The 19742-nt window shown below is 69.6% G+C and carries 20 protein-coding genes; all 20 read left to right on the forward strand.

Features of this window, described 5'->3' with window-relative positions; genetic code table 11:
- Positions 1 to 90 precede the first annotated feature (90 nt).
- The 20 genes from AC5WS8_RS33440 (at position 91) to AC5WS8_RS33535 (ending at position 19646) form a co-directional block, all read left to right on the forward strand.
- Complete coding sequence (locus AC5WS8_RS33440) at positions 91 to 1008, forward strand: hypothetical protein (RefSeq protein ID WP_496107271.1); 918 nt, start codon at positions 91 to 93, stop codon at positions 1006 to 1008.
- Between the two features lie 173 nt (positions 1009 to 1181).
- Entirely contained in the window at positions 1182 to 1937 is a 756-nt protein-coding gene (locus AC5WS8_RS33445) for a hypothetical protein (protein ID WP_496107272.1), read from the forward strand.
- 134 nt (positions 1938 to 2071) lie between these two features.
- Positions 2072 to 2884, forward strand: coding sequence for a hypothetical protein (locus tag AC5WS8_RS33450; RefSeq protein ID WP_496107273.1), 813 nt, complete (start codon positions 2072 to 2074; stop codon positions 2882 to 2884).
- Positions 2885 to 3115: 231 nt separating this feature from the next.
- Entirely contained in the window at positions 3116 to 3670 is a 555-nt protein-coding gene (locus tag AC5WS8_RS33455) for a hypothetical protein (RefSeq protein WP_496107274.1), read from the forward strand.
- Between the two features lie 559 nt (positions 3671 to 4229).
- Positions 4230 to 4916 (forward strand): hypothetical protein, encoded by a 687-nt coding sequence (locus AC5WS8_RS33460; RefSeq protein WP_496107275.1) that lies wholly within the window; start codon positions 4230 to 4232, stop codon positions 4914 to 4916.
- A 195-nt stretch (positions 4917 to 5111) separates the two neighbouring features.
- Positions 5112 to 5834, forward strand: a complete 723-nt coding sequence (locus AC5WS8_RS33465; protein ID WP_496107276.1) for a hypothetical protein — start codon at positions 5112 to 5114, stop codon at positions 5832 to 5834.
- Between the two features lie 390 nt (positions 5835 to 6224).
- Positions 6225 to 6806: a riboflavin biosynthesis intermediates N-glycosidase gene (gene ybiA / locus AC5WS8_RS33470; protein WP_496107277.1), complete on the forward strand. Its 582-nt coding sequence runs from the start codon at positions 6225 to 6227 to the stop codon at positions 6804 to 6806.
- 150 nt (positions 6807 to 6956) lie between these two features.
- On the forward strand, positions 6957 to 7499 hold the full coding sequence (locus tag AC5WS8_RS33475; protein WP_496107278.1) for a hypothetical protein: 543 nt from the start codon (positions 6957 to 6959) through the stop codon (positions 7497 to 7499).
- 296 nt (positions 7500 to 7795) lie between these two features.
- Complete coding sequence (locus AC5WS8_RS33480) at positions 7796 to 8455, forward strand: hypothetical protein (protein ID WP_496107279.1); 660 nt, start codon at positions 7796 to 7798, stop codon at positions 8453 to 8455.
- A 196-nt stretch (positions 8456 to 8651) separates the two neighbouring features.
- The gene (locus tag AC5WS8_RS33485; RefSeq protein WP_496107280.1) at positions 8652 to 9410 is read left to right on the forward strand and encodes a hypothetical protein; all 759 of its coding nucleotides are present in this window, start codon (positions 8652 to 8654) and stop codon (positions 9408 to 9410) included.
- A 104-nt stretch (positions 9411 to 9514) separates the two neighbouring features.
- The gene (locus AC5WS8_RS33490; protein WP_496107281.1) at positions 9515 to 9901 is read left to right on the forward strand and encodes a hypothetical protein; all 387 of its coding nucleotides are present in this window, start codon (positions 9515 to 9517) and stop codon (positions 9899 to 9901) included.
- Between the two features lie 595 nt (positions 9902 to 10496).
- The gene (locus tag AC5WS8_RS33495; RefSeq protein WP_496107282.1) at positions 10497 to 11144 is read left to right on the forward strand and encodes a hypothetical protein; all 648 of its coding nucleotides are present in this window, start codon (positions 10497 to 10499) and stop codon (positions 11142 to 11144) included.
- A 123-nt stretch (positions 11145 to 11267) separates the two neighbouring features.
- A complete protein-coding gene (locus AC5WS8_RS33500; RefSeq protein WP_496107283.1) occupies positions 11268 to 11486 on the forward strand; it encodes a hypothetical protein in 219 nt (72 codons plus the stop codon).
- A 201-nt stretch (positions 11487 to 11687) separates the two neighbouring features.
- On the forward strand, positions 11688 to 12113 hold the full coding sequence (locus tag AC5WS8_RS33505; RefSeq protein WP_496107284.1) for a hypothetical protein: 426 nt from the start codon (positions 11688 to 11690) through the stop codon (positions 12111 to 12113).
- A 106-nt stretch (positions 12114 to 12219) separates the two neighbouring features.
- Entirely contained in the window at positions 12220 to 13239 is a 1020-nt protein-coding gene (locus tag AC5WS8_RS33510) for a hypothetical protein (RefSeq protein WP_496107285.1), read from the forward strand.
- A gap of 213 nt (positions 13240 to 13452) precedes the next feature.
- Entirely contained in the window at positions 13453 to 14133 is a 681-nt protein-coding gene (locus tag AC5WS8_RS33515; RefSeq protein ID WP_496107286.1) for a hypothetical protein, read from the forward strand.
- Positions 14134 to 14816: 683 nt separating this feature from the next.
- On the forward strand, positions 14817 to 16304 hold the full coding sequence (locus AC5WS8_RS33520; RefSeq protein ID WP_496107287.1) for a hypothetical protein: 1488 nt from the start codon (positions 14817 to 14819) through the stop codon (positions 16302 to 16304).
- A 463-nt stretch (positions 16305 to 16767) separates the two neighbouring features.
- Positions 16768 to 17730 carry a hypothetical protein gene (locus AC5WS8_RS33525; RefSeq protein ID WP_496107288.1) on the forward strand — a complete coding sequence of 321 codons (963 nt, stop codon included), beginning with the start codon at positions 16768 to 16770 and terminating at the stop codon, positions 17728 to 17730.
- A 191-nt stretch (positions 17731 to 17921) separates the two neighbouring features.
- The gene (locus AC5WS8_RS33530) at positions 17922 to 18587 is read left to right on the forward strand and encodes a DUF5983 family protein (RefSeq protein WP_496107289.1); all 666 of its coding nucleotides are present in this window, start codon (positions 17922 to 17924) and stop codon (positions 18585 to 18587) included.
- Positions 18588 to 18914: 327 nt separating this feature from the next.
- Positions 18915 to 19646 carry a hypothetical protein gene (locus AC5WS8_RS33535; protein ID WP_496107290.1) on the forward strand — a complete coding sequence of 244 codons (732 nt, stop codon included), beginning with the start codon at positions 18915 to 18917 and terminating at the stop codon, positions 19644 to 19646.
- The last annotated feature ends 96 nt before the right edge of the window (positions 19647 to 19742 follow it).

Below are 19742 nucleotides of genomic sequence, written 5' to 3' on the forward strand. Positions count from 1 at the left end.
TCCCCGCACCAAACACCTAGCTCCCCGGGCGGACCGAAGCATCCAGCGCCCGCACTCCCCCACACCTTCGAACACCACGGAGAACACCCGATGAGTGACCGCGCCCTGCCCGACGGCTGGACGATCCACACCCGTTCCGCCCTCGGCCTGACCGCCCTCACCCTTTACGACGACGTCGGCGAGTTCTGCCAGACCGACTACCACGAGCAGACCGCCCCACCCGTCCACCCCGACGCCCGCACGATCCTGCGCGCCCTGGAAAGCCTCCCCGCCGTGCACATCTACCGCGCCCTGGACAAGGTCCCCGCCCCCCTGCGGGGCGCCGCACAAGCGCTCCTCAACAGCTACTTCGAACGCCTCGCCCAGACCCAGGCCGACGCCGCCGCACTTCGACAGGCGATCCCTGACTTCGATGCCCTCACTGCCTGGCTGCGCCGCTCAGTCCCCGACTGCCACACCGATGCCTACCCCGCCGACGAGACCGGCCGATTCAGCCTGATGCTCGCTGCTACTGGAGCCGCCGCCGGCCGACTCCTCGCCCTCCTTGCAGCCTGGCCACCCTTCGCCCGGGCCGGGGACGATGAGCTGCCCCCTGGCGTCACAGCTGACCTCGATACGACGACCACCCTCACCGTCACCCTGGACGCCCGCCACACCCGCATCTTCCTCGACTGGTACCGCAACGACTCTGGCCTCCCCCTCGACGTCGACGGCACCGACAGCCGTGTCGGCGAGGCAGAGCTCGCTGCCCGCATGGCCGCCCGCCTGCGGGAGATCGGCGTCGAGGCGGACACCGCCAACACCGGCTCCACCTGCTGGGTGGCCATAGTGCCCCTTTCTGAGCGACTCCATCTCGAAGTGTTCTGCCCGGAGGAGGAAGGGTGGAGTTGGACCCTGCACTGCGATGGCGAACAGATCAGTGTGGGCTACTGGTCCACGACGAGCACGGCCGAGGCTGCGAACCGCATCGCAGACCTGAAGGAATCCCTGGGCGCCACCGCCGCCTGACAGCGTTACCCAACCCGGCCAACAGCGCACCCGCACACGGGCAACCCGACGAGCAAACCCCCGGCCCCGGACCCCGGGGCTGGGGACGATCCCCGACTGCTTCCCAAGACGCCCCACGCCAACCGCGCGGCCCCCAATGCCAGCCAGTGCGACCACACTCAGGAGCCACCCCTATGACGTCCGCTCACGCCCGTGCCCTGCCCGACGGCTGGACGATCCACCTCAGCGCCGCTCTGAACCTGACCGTTCTGACCCTGCGCGCCAGTGACGGCAAGGACTGCGAGATCGGCTACCACTCCGGTACCGACTTGGGCAGCCCCGAACTCACCGTCCGCGCTCTGAACGAGATCACAGATCACGCCCTGCGCGCCGCAGCCCTGGAACTGCTCGACAACCACGCTGCACGCCGGGCAACTGTCCGAGCCAACGCCGACGCCTTCTCGGACGCTGTACCTGACTGGTCCGAGCTCACCGGCCGGCTGCACCGCGCAGTTCCGGGATGCCGGATCGAAACCGACCTTGACCACCAGGCCCTGGCTCTCACCATGACCCTGGCCGCTGACGGCCCCTCCGCAGGCCGACTCCTCACCCTCATTGCCTCATGGCCCGACAGCGCCACCGACGGCATCGACCGCGAGCTCACCGAGACCGGCACCCTCACCGTCCGCTTCACCCAGACCCGCGCCCAGGAATTCCTCAGCTGGTACCGCACCGAACCTGGCTTCGACGTCGACTTCGACACCGATTCCGTCTACCTGCGCGACGGCGAGGACGAGATCGCCATGTGGACCGAGGCCGAATGGACAGACGACCCCCGCCTGGTCCTCGGCATCGTCAACGCCGTCCACATCGGCAACACTCAGGGCCCGAGCGCACTACGCGACGCACTCGCCGCCCATCGCAAGCCCGCGTGGCCGCCTTTGCCCTGACGCGCCTCCGACAGCCTGGCGCAGCCCGTCATCCGCCCACAGGCCGCTCTAAAACCGTACGGCCGCGAGCGGCCCCTGCTCACCACGCCCCGGCCCCTCCACACCGGGTCACTGCCAAGGAGGCAGAACCCCTTATGAGCACACCCGTCACCGCCAACATGCCGGCCAGCTCTATCCCGGACCGTACAGCTGCCCTCCGGGCCTGGCAGAACGCCTTCCAGAAGCGGAACGCAGACAGCATGTTCCGAAGCGCCCTGGACCCGCTCGCACGTCAAATACGCTCCCTTCTGGCGCAGGCCCCAACCGGCGGAGAGCTGCTGACAATCAGCGCGGTGGACCAAATGCCGCAACGCGCACGGGACTTCTACGCACGTCTGATTGATGTTGCTGAGGCGCTGGCCGACCTGATGGAAGACCACCTGCCAGACAACCTCCACAGCCGTCATGCGACCCTGGCGCTGATCGGGGACGCGCTCGGCGCCTTCCGCAACGCCACAGCGCTAACAATGATCGCGACCTGTGGCTGCCAGACGTGCGAGCAGGCCGTCAAAGAGCGCAGCCGCGGCACGCAGACGGAAGACACCCACCCCATGAACCGCCTCAGCTACCCTCGTACGGCCACCGTCATCGCGGACACCACCCGCATGGCGCTTGCTGCCTTCGCCGCCGTCCCGAATCGCGCAGCCGCGCGCGGCCTGCACAAGGGCATCCACGACATGTGGGGATTCACCTACTTTGCCCTCCGCAACGTCGACGGGCCGCAGTGGGACGAACTCGGCCGGGACATCCTCGCCACATGCAAGGCGATCGGCGGGGCCGGGAGCGCGCCGGGCGTGGAGCCGCCCACCGTCATTGAAGCCGCAACCCGCATCATCGAGCGCTTCGAGGAGACCGCGGGCATCACCCGCCCAGAGACGGCGTCCGCGTTGGTCGGTGACCACGGATGACGGCGTAGAGACACCGAATCACGGCGTGCCATTGAATGCTGAGCGCTGTTTACATAATTTGCCCGTTGCTGGTGAAGCCGAGTCCATCGGCCGAGTACCGCGCTACCGCATGCCAGGACCGCCGCGCCCTCGCCGCACCTGCACCTTCTGACCGACCATCCCGTCGCCGCAATGCAGCCCGGATCGGCGCCAGGGCGACGGCCTCGCCATGTCTCACAGGAAGGCACCTTCATGACCTCCACTCCCAACTCCGCCACCATCGCACGCACCTACGCCAAGAGCGCCCACGCCGCGTTCAGCGCCGCCTGCGAACGACTGGCCGACCTCGCAAGTAACCGGCCCCTCGACCTCGACACCCAGCACCACGAAGCGTTCATCGCCACCCGGGCCCTGTTCACCATCTACAACCGGGCCATCCTCCTCGATGACAACGGCAACAGCTCCTACAACGATGACCGGGTTATTGACCGCCTGATGGACGCTCGAAACAGCAACGCACGGTCGCTCAAGCAGTCCAAGTCCCTCCAGTCCGGTCTGAACCAGGTCGAGGCCCACCACGCCCAGGAAGCCGCTCGCCGCTTCCTCAGCGACACCGCCTTCCTCGATACAGACCCGATCAAGGGGGAGGCCGGGCAGCAGCCCGCCACTGTCATCGTGGTCACCGGTGATGCCCTCCACGAGGCGCTCCTCGAACTGAACGCATCCGGCACCGTCCAGTGGCAGGACCTCAACGGTGGCGAGGTCCGGCTGCAACTGCCCCAGCGCAGCGACGAGGACAACGAGTAGACCGCACCGCGCGCCCTCGTCTGAGCCCCTGCGGGCCGCGTCCTTGGCTAACCGGCACAGGCGCGGCCCGCGCCGCCTTTGGCTAACCGTCCCGCGGGCCAGAACGCCTCATCAGAGGATTCCCTCTGCCGCCCGCCGCCCACTGGAGATCCCTGCATCCCCGTGGAACGGCCGACACGTCACAGCCCCCTACCGCGCAGAACCCACCCGCACGGAACGAGGCGCTCGATCGCCGCCCATCCGCGTGCTCTGCTGTCGGTGGCCAGATTGTCCGGAAGGCCGCACAGATGCGACTGGGGGGTGCGGCGCCGGCGCATGGCTGGCGGGCGGGAAAAGCGAGGCGGCAAGAAGGGGCGGGTGGCGGCCGGGCGGGGCGCCGAGTGCCGCCTTCTCGTCGTGCGACCCCGGCCCTCTGACCGGCGCGATGCGGTCTCCCGGCATCTCATCGCTTTTATTGAATGCAATACATCAACATCGTAGTTTGCATGTGTGGCGAGGGGGTGTGGGAAGCACCGCAGTGAACCCGCCGCATCACATCGGTACGACACGGGAGGCATCAATGTCTGTTTCTCTTCTGGGCCGAAAGACGATCGTCAGGCCGGGGGACACCGTCCTCATGCGGATCGCGCACTCCGAGGTCGCACGGGACATGCGTGTCGCCGGGAAGCTGATGCCGGTCCGGATTACGACGGGCAGCCGGGCGCCGATGGCGCAGATCCTGGGCGACTACGCCCACCCCTTCGGCGGCGCGGTCCACCTCGGCGAGGCTGGGTTTTTCTCCGGCACCGAGGAGATCCACAGCGACGCGATCGTCGCCACGCATCTCGCGTGGGCCCCGACCGCCGCCCCCGGCAAGTTCTACGTCTTCACCGACGGACACCGGATCGCCGATCCGTTCGCGCGGTTCGAGGACGCCCGCGACGAGGCCCGCAAGGTTGTCCGCGGGGAGGTCCGCTGGGCCGACCGCAGCCACATACCCTCGTTCTGGGTCCGCTTCGCTCCGGTCTCCCTGGACGCAAAGGTCAGCTACAGCTACGAGGCTCAGGGCCGCAACGGTGAGAGCCGCGCCACCCTCACGTCTGAGAAGTACACGGACTTCACCTCCGACGAACAAGCCATCGACGCCGCCAAGCAGCTCGCTGCCGCATGGGGATACGGCTACGCCGCCCGAGACGCGCACGTCCTGGACGACACCGGCGCCGAGCCCTACGTTTTCGGCGGCCGACGGATGCTCTGGAAGGGCTGACCTGTCCCGGGGGCTGGGGGTCCGAGCCCCGGCCCCCGGGTCCCTTGTTCTGACGCTGGCTGTCTCTGCGCGGCCCGGGCGCGGCCTGGCCCCATCCGTTGTCGTGGCGTACGCCCGCCGTCCCCCGTCCCACGGCCATCTCCGAGGAGTGCGGCATTCGGTCGCACCCCGTCCTGCCTCGAGAGGAATTCTGTTGTGAGTGTTGCTCTGCCCGTCGTAACCGCCGCCGTGTCCCTGCCGTTGTGGAACGTCGTGATCGGCCGGGATGACCTCGGTCCGCTGCCAGAGGGGGTCGCCCCAGGGGATGTGCGGGTGGCGCGTGCCGACATGGTCCGTGGTGGTGATCTCGTCGTTGGCTACTTTGACGAGCTACCCGGCGGTCGCTGGATGCCGACCGCCCATGTGGGGGAGATCTGCTTTCGCGCGCTGCCCGCACGGCACCACCGGTACCGAGACCTGTTCACCCTGGACGGCATCCTGTTCCAGTGGATGGGCCACGACCTGGCGCTGGTCGTCCCTGCGGGGCTGGCCCCGGCGACGTACGCCGCCGGCGACCGCGTTGAGCGGATCACCGAACGGCGCCCACACCACGAGACGCTTCCCCGCCGGTTCGAGCAGCACGGCACGGTGACTGGCGCCATCGACGGCGCGGTGACGGTCCGCTTCGACGGCGACGTGTTCCCCGTCGCTCTGCCCACGAGCATGGTCCGGCACGTCGACGCGGACACTGCGCAATCCAATCGGGACACGTACGGCTTCGCACATGGCGACACGGTGGCGAAGCCTCACCGGGCCGCCGAACAGGCAACCGTCGTCGATCTGTGGCGCGACGTGGACGAGGTCAAGACCGCCTACGTGGTGTGGCAGAGCCAGCCACCCGAGGACGTGCCGGTGCGCGACCTGCGCCCCGCCGCCTGACACTCGCCCGCCGGGGAACGCCCACCGCTCCCCGGCTCCGTGACCAGAAAGGGTGCGACCAAGTCATCGGACGGACATCAGGCGCCTCTGAGGGGGTGTCGACGCCGAGGCTACGCCCTCGTCGACGGAAAGACCGTCCACCGGCACCCGCGCGTGCCCTGGGACCGCCTGACCCGATGCCCGTGCATGAGCGGCTGCCGCCCCAGCCGGCCGCCCCCACATGCCACCCTTCCGGCGGAGCGGGCTCCGACAGCCCCGACAGCCCATGTTGAATGCGGTCCACTCAGAACATAGTTTGCATGTTTCGTGGCGTGAGTGCTTTCTCCGCTCCGCCCCGACGCTCATATCAGTGACGTTTCCCGCCTTTTTGGCACAATTTGGGGAGTATGTATGCGGTCCTGGAACGGGCGGCTTCCGGAGCAAGCGGGGGATGTGCGCTGGTGCACGGACGTGCGTCCGCATGTTCTGCCCTTCTACGGTCACCGTGGACAATCTGACGGGACGCCGGGGCCCGGCTGTCTGAGTCAGTGGTGGCCAGCAGCGTTCACCCACGACGGGGTGCGCTACGCGACCGCCGAGCACTGGATGATGGCGGCCAAAGCCCGGCTGTTCGGAGACACAGACTCTGAACGTGTAGTGCTCGCCGACGCCTCCCCCGTGGCGGCCAAACAGACAGGGCGAGCAGTCCGGGGGTTCAACGAGCAGGTATGGATCCGTGAACGCTACGGCATCGTCCTGACGGGCACCCACCTGAAGTTCACCCAACACCCCGACCTGAGGGACTTCCTGCTCAGCACGGGCGACGCCCTGCTCGTGGAGGCCAGCCGCTACGACCGCATTTGGGGGATCGGCCGAGCGGCAGAGGACCCGTGCTGCACCGATCCGGCGCGCTGGCGGGGCCTGAACCTGCTGGGCTTCGCCCTGACACAGACCCGCGAAGGGCTGAGAGCCGAAGCCGCCCGCGCCGCATGACACCGCCAGCCGGCGTCCTCCGCGTGTCGGCGCCCACAGCGGTCTCTCCACCGCCCGGCGCTCGTCCCCCGCCACTCCCAAGGGGTGCAGCGCTCCTGCCGCCCCATCCCGCAGCCACGCCCAGATCAGCCGCACCGAAAGGACGCTCCCATGCCTCGTATCCAGCCCGACCACAAGCGCGCCGCCGCCCTGGCCGTCGAGTTGTTCGACACCGACGACCGCGGCCACACCGGCACCCAGGCCCTCCACTTCATCAACAACGGCGGCCGCTCCAAGCTCACGCTCTTCCTCGGCTTCGACACCAAGGGGCGGGTCACCACCCCGCTCGCGCCGACCATGCACCGCCGCATCCACGACGACCTGATCGCCGTCGCCCACGACTACGCCCGCGCGAAGTTCGGCCGCCGCGCCGACTGGCCCGTCCGCATCACCGTCGAGCGGCCCGTCATCCCCGCCGCGCCCGGCCGCCCCCAGCCCATGCCCTGCCCCGACCCCGACTGCAAGAAGATCGGCACCCTCGCCCTCACTGGAAAGGGTGCGTACGTCTGCCGGGCCTGTGAGTACGAGATCCTCGACCCGGCCGCCGCCTACCCCGACGTGGACCTGTCCGGCGGCAAGACGTTCACGGCGCTGGAGTTCAGGGGCAACGTTCTCCACCTGGTCGTGCCCAAACAGCGCGAGACCGGCGCGTGAGTCACCTGCACCGCAGGCGGCGCCGTGCCGCCTTCCCCATTGAATAGAGCTGGTGGAAAACAAAGTTTGCATGCGACGGGACGGGGTGGCGAAATTCCCCCCGCCGCTCCGCCCCGGCGTTCGGTCATTGCACGGCGTCCGCCTGTACCTCGTACGTCCCTACGACGGCGCGCCGTTTTGACCCCGACTCCGCTCCCGCCCGGGCGCCCGACGAGTGGGCAACTCGTTCGATCTGGGCCGGGGAGCCAGAGCCGCTCCATCCGGGGCGGCCCCAATCACCAAGGAGATCAGTGCACATGAGCACTCACCAGGCGCAGCGCTCGGCCTTTCAACCGGTCACGGACGGCCCTAACGGACAGCCGGTCACGGCCGGCGCGCGGGCTCTGGTGGACGTGAACGGCGAGCGCATCCGTCCGGGTGACCGTGTGAGCTTCCCCGCGGACACCATGAGCCACGACCCGGGATCTGCGCCCGCGTTCGTCTACGCCGGGATCTGCCCGGACGACCCACGCATGATCCTGATCACCAACGTGACCACCAACCGGTGCTCAACGGTCGCACCCGTCGTCATCGGCGCCCACTTTGCGGAGGCGGGCGAGTGCCCATGGAATATGACGTCCTACCTTACGGCGGAGGATCTCATGAAGCGGTGGAGGCAGACGCGGGATTCCGCCGAGGCCGCGTGGGAAGAACTCCTGGCCGACAACATCCGCCGCCACCCGGCCTACCTGCATCCGGTCTATCCCGCGGTCCCGGCTCTCGCACAGTTTTGGGCCGTAGACGGCAAGCGCGGGCCGGTTTGGGACAACGTGGACGTCCGACTCATAGCGGAGGACGGCACCGAGCTTTGCACCTTCGACCTCGGCGACGACCCCGAGACAACTGCGGCCCTTGAAGCCCTGACCGAACTTTTCCCGCCGAAGTGGGCGGAGGACGAGCGGGCCACGCTGCTCTAAGAAGCACTCGCTGCCTGGCCCGCGTTATCGCCGCCTGCGCGCCGCGCCCCTTCCCGATGCAGTCCGCCCACCGATATTGAATGCGATTAACAAGAAACATAGTTTGCAGGTAAAGCGGATGCGAATCCCGCGGCCCCCCCAAACCGGCTTCCGTGTCCGACCGGGTATCGGAAACCTGACGAATGGAGATCACTCTATGTCCGAGACCACCAGCACATACGTCGCCGACGGCATCGCGGCAGGGATGAGCACCTACCAGCACCCGAAGCCGGTACTGGACGCAGGGGCGCTGGCCGAAGCGATCCGGGTGCAACTGCGGACCTGGGTGACTGCCGAGCTCGGGATCACCGTCCCCGCTCCGGAGGCGATCGCCGCCGCGCCCGCCGACAGCGTTTCCCGGCTCATCGCCGATGTGGCCGAGCGTGTCCACATCTGGGGCGTGGAGGCGGAAGGAGACGCCGAGTCGTGGGGTATCGCGCACCTGTTCAACGCGCACGCCGAGGGCCTGTACGCGGCCCACGGGCGCGGGGACGCTCACCTGTTGGGGGCCATGTACTCGCTCATCGTCGCCCGCGCCTACCTCCGCGATGGCTACGAGGGACGCTTCGAGCTGGATCCGTTCAACGACGACCGGCGCAAGATCAACGAAGCGGCGCTGATCGAGACCGTCCGGGTGCAGCTCGCCACGTGGGCGCCCGCCACGTTCGGGACGGTCGTGCAGATCCCCGCCCGGTGGGAGATGCGCACCGCCGCCGACCTGTCGGACCTCATCGCGGACGTGAGCCAGGCAGCGGAGGCGAAGTACGGCGACATGGACGACGACGACAGCATCCGGGGCATGGCGCATCTGGCCAACGCCCGCGCCCACGGCCTCAAAGCCGGATACAGCCACGGTGACGCCTACGTGTTCGCCGCCCTCGGTTCCCTGGTGCTGGCCGCCGCGAACCTCGCCTGACAGATGCCTGGACCGCCCGCGCCCCGCCGGAGTTGCCGGCCGGGCGCGGGCCGCCTGGAGAATCCCGCGCTGAACCTCACTACCGACACCACCGAGGAGAAACAGTGACGCAGCCGCTGCTGCCCTGGAAGCAGCTCCGCCCGTTCCCGCTGGCCGACCCTGGATTTCGTCTCAACCCCGACGGCACCGCCCGATTCCAGTACGGGGGCCACCTGGTTGACGTCCTCGTGCGCTACACCACCGAGGAGGACCGCGACCTCTACACGGCCACGGCCGAGGGCGACGAGGTGATTGTGTTCGCCTCGGTCGAGGTCGGCGACGTAACGGTCGGACGTAGCTGGATGCTGGCCGAGTGGCACAACCCCTACAGCCTGCGTGACAGCCTGCTGTATGTGTTGCGGGAAGCCGCCGACCAGGCCGAGCGCAAGGTCGACGAGATGGCCGCCGAGGTAGCCAAGATCCGCACCAAGCGGCAGGACGTGACCCAGTGACCACCCATGCCCGCTGCTTTCACGTGACGCAGACTCCGGGCGGCCGCGATGTGGCCTGCCAGAGGTCTAAGGGGCACGACGCCACCAAACCTAAGAGGGAGCGTCGCCACCGCACCCCCGATGACGGTGGCTGGGTCTGGTTCGGTGATGGGATCGCGACGCGCGAGGATGTAACCCAGTGAGCGCCCGCCCAGACCGCCCGAAGCGGTCGCGGTCAAGCGCCAGCGCGACCATCGTCGCATCCTGATCCGCAAGCTCGTTTTCACGCCCGGCAGTGGTTGTCCCTCGCTCGCTGTCGGGCGTCGCACCTACGGGATGCGCGCGTCGCTTGTGGTGGGTGGTAGCAGCAGAAAGGGGGAAAGCGGGCGGAAGGGCCGGTGTCGACTTCCCTCTGGCGCGAGGCGTAGCCGCAGCCCCTCACCGGCGCACACGGTCGGCGGGGAGGGGGTGAGGCGGGCGTGCTGCGGCATACCATGTATTGAATGAGTTTCATGGAAAGCATAGTTTGCAGGCGTCGGGGCGGGGTGGTGAAATCCCCCCGCCGCTCCGCCCCGGCCCACGCGATTCCCGCCTGTTACCGAGAAGGGCCCACACCATGACCGTAGGACAGACCGGACCGGACGAGGCGATCACGGCCATGCAGCGGACGCTGACCGCGCACCGCCTGACCGTGCACCCTCATGGCAGGGGGCTGCGTGTCGACCTGATCAATGGCACCGCGGTCTATCTGGCGGTAGTGGAGACGGCCAACGGCCCGCGCTGGTCGGCCCGTTCGGGCTGGACCGTCATCTATGACACCACCGAGCAGGACGTCCCCGCCGAAATCGACTCCGCGACCGACGCGGCGTGGGCGGCCGAAGCCGTGGTCCGCTACGCCGCAGAGGCCGAGCGCGGCACTGACCTCACCAGCTGGTTCGGCGGGAGCCTCGGGCTGGTGCTGGAGCGGGCGTTCCAGGCGCACGGCATCACCGCCGTACACGACGGCAACGCGGTCACGAACGTCACGATCGAGCTGCCGGACGGATCCGGCGTCCAGGTCTGGGACGGCGCTCACGAGAACGCCGCCTGCCCGGCCGCCGATTACCTCCGCTTCGACGCCGTCCACCGCGAGTGGCTCGACTTCGACGCCCACGAGACCGACGCCCCCGAGACGAATATCCCCCTCACCTACACCGGCTCCCTGTGGGGTGACCTGGCGGCCCTGATCCACGCCGTGAAGGCCCTGTACGACGCCTCGAAGTAACCCCCGGCGCTGCGCCCGGCTCCCGGCCGATCCGCCTGCCCGCCCCGCTCCCGGCTGGGGCCGGTGGGTCGGCCGCCGGGGCCGGAGCGCCCCGCTCCCGCCCCTTCAGTGAAAGGAACCGTGATGATGGACCCCCAGACCGCCGCGCTCCCGCAGTGGACCGTCACCGGCCTGCGGACCACCACCAACGACTGGATGAACGCCACCCTGGTCGTGACCGCGGTCTTCCCCGGCTTGCAGATGCCCGAGGACCTCGACGACGAACTGCCCGAGAACATGAGCCGGTTCGTGGGAGTGGTACACGCCGCGAGCGTGGCAGAAGCCGTCAAGCAGTGCCACTGACAGCCCGCCCCCGGGCGCCCGCCTCGTTCCGGCGGGAGCCCGGGGGCATCGGCCCACACCGCGCGCCGAGGACGACACAGGCCGCCGCTGCCCGGCGGCCCCGGCGCGTACCGCAGACCGCCGGGTGGCCTCGCGCACCCTCCGCCGCCCGCCCGGCCCCTCAACCTTCAGCCACGCTCCTTCTCCCCGGAGGACACAGCCATGATCACGCCCAACCTCATCCCCGCGACGCCGCCCGCCGCCGGCGCCAACGGCACACCTCTCCAGCACGAACGAGAGCAGCAGCACCGCGCCGCCGCCGAGCCGCGCAGGGCCGAGAGCACCGCCGCCCTGCGAGCTGCGCGCTCCCTAGCTGCGACCCTTGCTGCCGCCAGGGAACGCGGGAATGACCTCCAGCCCCCCAAGCTCGCGCGCGCCGCCCTGGAATCCCTGGCCGCCATCCACGCCGACCTCACCGCCCCGGACTACGACCCGCGAGAGGGCACGTACCTGGTGCTCCTTCTTGCCTTGGAAGACACATGCCAGCGGTACGGCGTGATCACCCCGACTGAACGCACCACGTGCGCCACGCACCGCGCCCACGCCGCCGACTGCTGCGCCCTGCCCCGGCCCGACGCCGACCAGTAGGAGCTAGTTGGGTCTCCCCGCAGGCCGCACCCGGAGGCGCGTCGCCCGTGCCGCGCCCAACTCCCCCACAGCACCCCATCCCGCCCAGCACACGGAAGGCACACCCTTGTCAACTGACCGCGCCCTGCCGCCCGGCTGGACCATCTGCGTCCGCCCCGACGGTCCCCTCACCACCCTCACCCTCCGAACCAACGACGGCAGCCCACAGACCACGGACTACCACGGCCCCACCACCGGCCCAGCCCAGACGGTTCACTCCCTGGACGAGATCCCCGACGAAGCCCTGCGCTCCAGCGCTCAACGCCTCATCAACAAGCACTTCCACCAGATCGAACAAAGCAGCGCCACGGCCACCGTCCCGCAGCAGGCACTCCCCGAGACCGACGACCCATCCCCGGCCTCCTTCCCCCTACTCGTCGGCACGCAGGTCGAGGCGTACGCCCTCGTGGTACGCCGACAGACCTGCGACCACCTTGCCGCGATGCTCCGCGACGGCGACCAGGCCCTAGCCGCGAACCTGGTGGAAGAAGACCGCGACTTCACCGAGATATCCCGCTCCCTGGTCGTCATCCCCGATGCACCGAAGACGGAACACGGCGCCTACTGCCGTCCCTTCGACTGCCGGTGTGGCTGTGACCGGGCCCAGTCCTGTCTGGACTGTCACCGGTGCGTGTGCTGGCGGGTTCAGTGCTGCGCTCAGGTCGCCGTCGACGGGGCGCGCGCCCGGACCCGGAAGGCGGCGCTGCGGCGGCTTCTGGACGGTGTGGGTCTGGCGATGCTGACCGAGCTGCGGGAAACCGTCGCCGAAGCCGAGGAGGACGCGTTGCGCGACACGATCGCCAGCAGGGTCCGTCTGCTCGCGCCGGCCGACGGCCGCCCCTACTCCCGTGTGGTCTTCACCGCCCGGGACTCCAAGCTGGGCATGGGCCACGCCGATTACCGCGTCCACGACGTGGAGCTGTACGACGACGAAAACGGGCAGGACGAGGGGCCCGAGGACGAGCAGGACGGCCCGGCCGAGACCGTCGATCTGGACGACGATGTCCTGTCCGCCGCGCTCGGCACGCTCGCCGGGCTGCTGCACCCCGACGAGGGCGCGGACCTCACCGTCGACCTCACCGACTGAACTGCCGTTCACCGAGCGGCGGAGCGCGCCTGACTGCGTCCCGCCCCGGCCCTTACCAGTTGCCTGGACGGAAGCCTCGTGCCGCTCAGTGGCGCGCACGTCGCATCTATTGAACAGCTACTGATAGCAACATAGTTTGCAGGTGTAGGCGAGGTGGTGAATCCCCCGCCACTCCGTCCCGGCACCACTTGCTCCTCACGAGGAAGGCCCCGCATGCCTGACACGATTCCGGTCCTGCCGGTGTTCACTCTCGCCCGCCGTGCGAACGGTTCCTTGTCGTCCGCCGAGGCTGACACCGGCGCGGCCGTCGTTGCTCACGCCCGGCAGTGCGAAGCCTCCGGGGGAGGCTGCGGCCCCGGCAAGTCGGTCCTCACTGACGACGGGTACCAGGGCACCTTCGCCTACTGCCCGGCCGCCACCGCCCTGGACCGCGCAGCCAGCCAGCATCTGGCCGAGGACAGCCGCCGCGAACAGCGCACCCGCAGCGAAGGTACCTGGCCACAGGGACTGCTGTCCGAGACGGACCAGGGTCTGCTGGCCCGGCAGGTCCTCGACTGGATCGAGAACCACCCCGGCATCCACGACCAGCAGGGCATGAGCAACCTCAATGCCCGCCCCGGCAGCCGCATCGCCCACCTGTCCAAGGATCAGGACCCTGTCACGGCTGGCGTCACGATGACCGCTGCAGCGATCATCTGCCACCTCGGCCGGTACACGCTCCACACCGTGCCAGGCCACGCCCACGCGATCGGCCCCTACCGCATGACCGCCCCCGTCCGGGAGACCGCGCAGCGGCTCCTCGCACTTGACGACGCCCAGACCCGCCGACTGTGCGACCCCGACGACGAGCAGGCCCTCAACCTGCTGCGGGAACTGGCCGCCGCCACCGGCTGACCTCACCGCCCCGGCCGCCGTGGGCCGAGGAACACGCCGTGGCGCGCCCGGCCCGACGTCCGGGCGCGCCACGGGAACCATGCGCGCCCTGCGCCCCTTTGTTTTCACTACGCTCGAGGAGAACCTGTTCATGTCCGCGATCACCACCGCCCCTGCCCAGGTCGGCAACGGCAAGGCCGTGCACTACATCCGCAAGGACACGTTCCACTCCCACGCCATCGGCTGCAAGCGCCAGGTGTCCCGGGAGCTGAGCGACCAGGAGGCAGCCGGCCGCAAGGCGTGCGGCCCCTGCAAGCGCGCCGTGGAGGCCCTGGCCGCCGAGCCGTCGGCCGAGGCCGAGGCCCCCGCCTCCAACGTCGCCGAGCAGGCCCCTGCCGCCCCGGCGGAGGACGCCCAGGCCGCCAAGGTCGCCGACATCGAGCGGCGCGTACGGCCCCTTGCCGCTGACACCGTCACGGCAGCGACCATGTTCGACCCGGAGCTGACCTACTACGCGGACGGCACCCGGGTGGTCATGCGTGCCAAGGGTAGCGAGCGCACCGGCACCACGTTCGGCATGGCGGACGGCACCGCCCCCTACGCCTACCAGGCCGTGCGTTGGGACGACGGCGGCGCCGACTTGGTCGCCCCCCCACGTCCTGCACCGCGCCGACCGGGACGCCGAGGCACGCCGCGAGGAGCTCGTGACCGAGGTCGCCGCCCGCACCCTGGTACTGGCTGCCCACGTCACCGCTCATGGCTTCCAGCCGGTCGACCAGCCGGACGGCGAGCGCATCGCCTGGACGTTCCGCACCGGCCACGGAGCCCGCGCCCGCTACCACTGGGTATCCGCGCGCAACGTCCTGAGCATGGGCCCTGGCAGCGAGTACCGGTGGCAGGCCGAGCAGTCCGCCCGCCTCGGCCGCCGCACTGGCCTGGACGAGGAGCCCATGGCCGAACACATCGCCCTGGTGACCGCCGAGCCCACCGAGACCCTGGAGCGCATGCTGGCCTCCCTGGACCAGGACACCGTCCGGCTCAAGGAAGACGGCACGTGCCGCTGGGCCGTCGTCCGCGGCGGCACCTACATGGGCGACGTCCGCGACCAGGGCGCCCGCTACAAGCGGCGCGGCCGGTACGCCGCCAACTCTCCTTACGGCAAGCCGCGTAAGGCCAACGCGGGCTACTTCCACGACCTGGACGCCGCCCGGGACGCCGTGGCCGAGGCATGGCCCGTGCAGGTCACCGAGATCGCCGGCGAACTGGGCGTGCCGGTCGCCAAGGTGCTGGAGGTCGCCGGACAGGTCGAGCAGGAATGGCGGCCCTCGGGCCGCCCCGCCGCCCTACGATCCCTGGAGTACACCGGCGCCGCCGGCCTGCTGACCCAGGCCGCCGCCGCCGAGGTGCGCCAGCGCCTGGAGCTGCCGTTCCACGGCCCCGCCAACTACGACGGCCCGCGCGGCCTGTGCGGCTACGACGACCACACCGCGCCCCTGCTGCCCTCCGGCAAGCTCGCCGAACACGATCGCCAGCAGGGCGTCATGTGGGGCTGCCCTGGGAGCTGCCACCCCAGCCGCAGCAGCCGCGAGGAACTGACCATGCGCGACACCACGGCCGTCTTCAACAACCCACGGCGCCCCCGGGGCCTGGCCTGCCACGCCAAGGACGGCGACCTGGTGGTGATCGACGGCCAGTCGATGGAGGTCAAGAACCTCCAGGTAGACAAGACCACCAACGCCCACGTGTGGCTGGTCCTGGACGGCATCAGCGCCGGACCGCTCCGCTTCACCCTGGAGGACCGACTGGAGTACCGCCGACGCGTGCGACGCGTCGACGTGCCGTGCCGAGGATGCAGCGTGTACGTCGTCATGGAAGTGGACGAGGCGGTCGACGGCGCGCCCAACACCCGCCTGTGCGGCCTGTGCGACCGCCCGCAGCCGGGGGAGATGACCGAGGACCAGGCTCGGGCCCGCGTGTCCGGCACGTACCCGCACGCGGAGGCATTCCAGGCCGAGCGTACCGAGCACGGCCGCTTGACCGGCTACACGTTCCGGGCCGGTCGACTGCACTCCGCCGGGTACGGCTGGATCACCGCGGTCGGGACCTGCGGCCAGGGCCTGGAGGATAACCGGTCGCAGGCAGCCGCCATGCTGCCCATGGCCGTCCGCGAAGAGCCAGCCGCCCGCGCCTGACTCCGCCCCGCAGCCGGGACCGTTGGCCCTGGCGACGAGGTTCTGTCCGCCGCCCTCGCCGCGCTGCTGCTCCCCGGCGAGGGCGCTGACCTTCCCGTCGACCTCACCGACAGAACCTCACGTCGTCGAACGGCGGGGCGCAGCCGCAGGCCCGCCGCCCCAGCCGCGCCGGCGTGGCCCTCGCCGCGCTGCCCGCCGCAGCACCAGGGGCGCGCCCGTCTCGGCGGGCAGCAGGAGAAGCGAGGGGGCAGCCGGGCCGGCGCGTACTTCCCTGTAGGCGTGAACTGTGGCCGAGCGGCATCGCAGCCCCTTATCGCCGTCCATGCCCACAGCGAGATGGGCCGAGGATGTATTGAATGCAGCATATAGAAAACATAGTTTGCATGTGACGGGAGGGCGCCCGCACCGCGCCCGACCTCCCACAGCAACCCACCCCACCCAACACCCGAAGGACTACTTCTTGATGACTGACCGAGCCCTGCCGCCCGGCTGGACCATCCGCATCCGCCCTGACGGCCCCCTCACCGTCCTCACTCTCCGAACCAACGACGGCAGCCCGCCGATGACGGACTACCACGGCCCCACCACCGGGCCCGCCCGGACGGTTCATTCCCTGGACGAGCTCACCGGCGAGGCCCTGCGCACCACCGCCCAGCGCCTCGTCAACAAGCACTTCCACCAGACCGAACAGAGCAGCGCCACGGCCACGCCAAGGACTACTGCCGCGTCGCTGTTCGCCGCTGTGTTCAACATCGTGTTCGAGGACGACCCGCGCATGACGATCGCGCTGCACACGAGCGGCGGATCGCTCATGGCCATCATGGGCGAACTGGACAACTACCTCATGCGCTTTCACCCGGCCGAGGTGGCCGACCTCCTGACCTGGCTCACCCGGGCCGTAGCCACCGACACGGACGCCATCATCACGGTGACCGCCGACGACGACGGCGATTTCTCCTACGGATGGGCATGGAACATCCGGACCGGAGCCGCTCTCGGCGGCATCGAAGCCGCGCCGCTTTTCACCTCCAGAACCGAACTCAAGGGCGCCGAGGAACAGCACATCACTGTGAACGGACAGCTGATCGAGCCCAGCGCCGACGGCCTGTCTGCCACCGCTCTCACCGACGACGTTAAAGACGTCGTCATCGCCCACGCAGAGCCCGAGCGGCCCGCCGCGGGCCGCAGGGTCGTGCTGCGTGCCGAGGGCGCCGTCACCATCCACTTCAGTGCCGACGACGAATGCGCAGCCCGCGAGGCGCTGGAGGAGATCGAGTACGAGGACTTCGACGTCGACCTCCGTACCCGGCATGGCCACCTGATTGGCCATATCACCCTCGCGGACGCGGACAGCGCCGAGCTGGTCAGCGTCGACGGCACTCCGGCTGACGAACTTGACGAACTGTCCAGCGACGAGGGGAGCTGACGCCGCACGGCTGGCTGTCTGCGCCGGGGCACGGGCCACTCGGCCCGCGCCCCGGCGCCTCGCCGCTGCCCTGCGCACGCCGGCCCACCTGACAATGCTCGCCAACCTCCTGCCGTCACAGGCGCGACCACCGGCAAGCACCCCGCGTGGCGCCCCTGCCCGGCTGCATCCGCACCTTGAAAGGCGCTCCCGTGCCCGACCTGACCATCCTGCACGCCGTCATCAAGACCACCAGCGACACCGACCGCGAGGCGGTCCTCGACGCGCTCAACGAACACCGACTCGCCACCGACCTATGGGCCAGCGACCCAGACCCTCTGGCCACGGTCCGCACCGGATGCGTCTACGGCACCCGCACTACCACCGACACAGCCGAACTCCTGGCCGCCGCACTGCTGAAGATTACCCGCGACACCGCATTCGTGATCACCCAGTTCCCCACCGACGCTACCAATGGCCTGTACATCGCCCACACTCCACGGGACGGCACCCAGCGCGCTCAGTGCAACGCCGACGGCATACCCGTCGTCCCCATCGACCCCCACGCCCGCGACGAGTCCGTCCAGCCCGCTGCGAGCGCTCACCCGCGCATACGGTCCTTCCTCGACCTGTCCACCCTGCACCTGGCCGTGGCCACTCGCGATGCCCTCAACTCCATCGAGGGAGTGCTGGCCTACCGCCTCGAACACGGCTGGTTGATGTACGCGCCGGAATCCGCCGACGAACGGGCCCGCGCGTACGGCTGGCCGGAGGAACTGCTGCCCATCGTGCAGCTGGCCCGCGCCCACAACTGCGCCTACATCCTCTTCGACGCGGACGCCGATGTGACCGACCAGCTCCCCGTATTCGACGACTAGCTCTCCGCCTGCCGGTCCGCGGTTTACGCCCCGGCCACGTGCTGACGCGCCGCCGGCTGTACGCCAGCGGCCTGCCGAAGGTGCGTCGGCGAGCCTGGCTAGAGGGAAGGGCGGCGGCGGGAAGGGGGGAGTGGTGGCCTCGGGGCTGATGCCGCACGCCCTCGCCTCTGTCTCTGTCTGCCTGGACTGAGCATCTATTGAATGGAGGCTGTTAAGAACATAGTTTGCAGGTGTCGGGGCGGGGTGGTGACAACCCCCTGAGCCACTCCGCTCCGACACCCACAACGGGGTGGTTCACCCCCGCCGGACTGAACAAGGAGCGATCGCATGGCCGTCACACTGACCCGCACCCGCCCCGCTGCCGACCTGCACATGGGGGCGCTCCTGCGGGGTGCGCTGGCTCGCCAGGGCGTCACCGTCTACGTCGAGCGGCCGTGGACGTCGCTGCCCAATGAGTACCTTGTCGCTGCGGTTCCCGGTCGGGCGCGGGTGTGGATCCACGCCGTGTCGTGCTGCGGCGCCACCCACTACGACATCCCGCGCGGTGAGCTGATGGCTGTGGCTGCCGTCGTCACGGATGAGACGAACACCCGCTTCGTGTACGACGGGTTCTCCGACGACAACGCACGGCCGCTGGCGCAGGCCGAGGCGTGCGCGGAAGCCGTCGCCGCGTTCCTGGGCACGCAGACCCCTGAGCCGGAGCCGGAGCCGGAGCCGGAGCGGGAGCGGGAGTGCCTGCACTGCGGGCGTGGCATCGAGTGGATCGAGGCCGATGGCCAGGGCGCTTGGTACGACTCGTCCAACGAGATCGGATGCGTGGACGGCGCAAATCTGCATGCCCCAGCGCCACTGTGCGGTTGGTGCGAGGACTACGGCGTCATCGAGATCTTCCACGGGTCTACGGATGCCTTGATCGGTCACCGGCCGTGCGACAACCGGCTGTGTGTGAAGCGGCGCACGAAAGCGGCGGCCGAGGCCGAGGCCGAGCGGGCCCGCACCGAGGCCGAGGCGGAAGCACACGCGGCTGTCTGCACGTCCCAGTGCTGCCCTCCCTTCTAGAGCGTCGTTCAGCCCCCCCGTCACAGCATCTCCCCGGGCCGATCGAGTCGGACCGGGGGAGCGCTCAGCCGCCCGTGCCTGCGTGTTCATCCCACT

This window comes from Streptomyces sp. PTL18, from assembly GCF_059510295.1.

Excerpts from the sequence above, each read along its gene's own strand:
- AC5WS8_RS33440 (WP_496107271.1), top strand. The coding sequence starts at position 91 with ATGAGTGACCGCGCCCTGCCCGACGGCTGGACGATCCACACCCGTTCC.
- AC5WS8_RS33445 (WP_496107272.1), top strand. The coding sequence starts at position 1,182 with ATGACGTCCGCTCACGCCCGTGCCCTGCCCGACGGCTGGACGATCCAC.
- AC5WS8_RS33450 (WP_496107273.1), top strand. The coding sequence starts at position 2,072 with ATGAGCACACCCGTCACCGCCAACATGCCGGCCAGCTCTATCCCGGAC.
- AC5WS8_RS33455 (WP_496107274.1), top strand. The coding sequence starts at position 3,116 with ATGACCTCCACTCCCAACTCCGCCACCATCGCACGCACCTACGCCAAG.
- AC5WS8_RS33460 (WP_496107275.1), top strand. The coding sequence starts at position 4,230 with ATGTCTGTTTCTCTTCTGGGCCGAAAGACGATCGTCAGGCCGGGGGAC.
- ybiA (WP_496107277.1), top strand. The coding sequence starts at position 6,225 with ATGCGGTCCTGGAACGGGCGGCTTCCGGAGCAAGCGGGGGATGTGCGC.
- AC5WS8_RS33475 (WP_496107278.1), top strand. The coding sequence starts at position 6,957 with ATGCCTCGTATCCAGCCCGACCACAAGCGCGCCGCCGCCCTGGCCGTC.
- AC5WS8_RS33480 (WP_496107279.1), top strand. The coding sequence starts at position 7,796 with ATGAGCACTCACCAGGCGCAGCGCTCGGCCTTTCAACCGGTCACGGAC.
- AC5WS8_RS33485 (WP_496107280.1), top strand. The coding sequence starts at position 8,652 with ATGTCCGAGACCACCAGCACATACGTCGCCGACGGCATCGCGGCAGGG.
- AC5WS8_RS33495 (WP_496107282.1), top strand. The coding sequence starts at position 10,497 with ATGACCGTAGGACAGACCGGACCGGACGAGGCGATCACGGCCATGCAG.
- AC5WS8_RS33500 (WP_496107283.1), top strand. The coding sequence starts at position 11,268 with ATGATGGACCCCCAGACCGCCGCGCTCCCGCAGTGGACCGTCACCGGC.
- AC5WS8_RS33505 (WP_496107284.1), top strand. The coding sequence starts at position 11,688 with ATGATCACGCCCAACCTCATCCCCGCGACGCCGCCCGCCGCCGGCGCC.
- AC5WS8_RS33515 (WP_496107286.1), top strand. The coding sequence starts at position 13,453 with ATGCCTGACACGATTCCGGTCCTGCCGGTGTTCACTCTCGCCCGCCGT.
- AC5WS8_RS33525 (WP_496107288.1), top strand. The coding sequence starts at position 16,768 with ATGACTGACCGAGCCCTGCCGCCCGGCTGGACCATCCGCATCCGCCCT.
- AC5WS8_RS33535 (WP_496107290.1), top strand. The coding sequence starts at position 18,915 with ATGGCCGTCACACTGACCCGCACCCGCCCCGCTGCCGACCTGCACATG.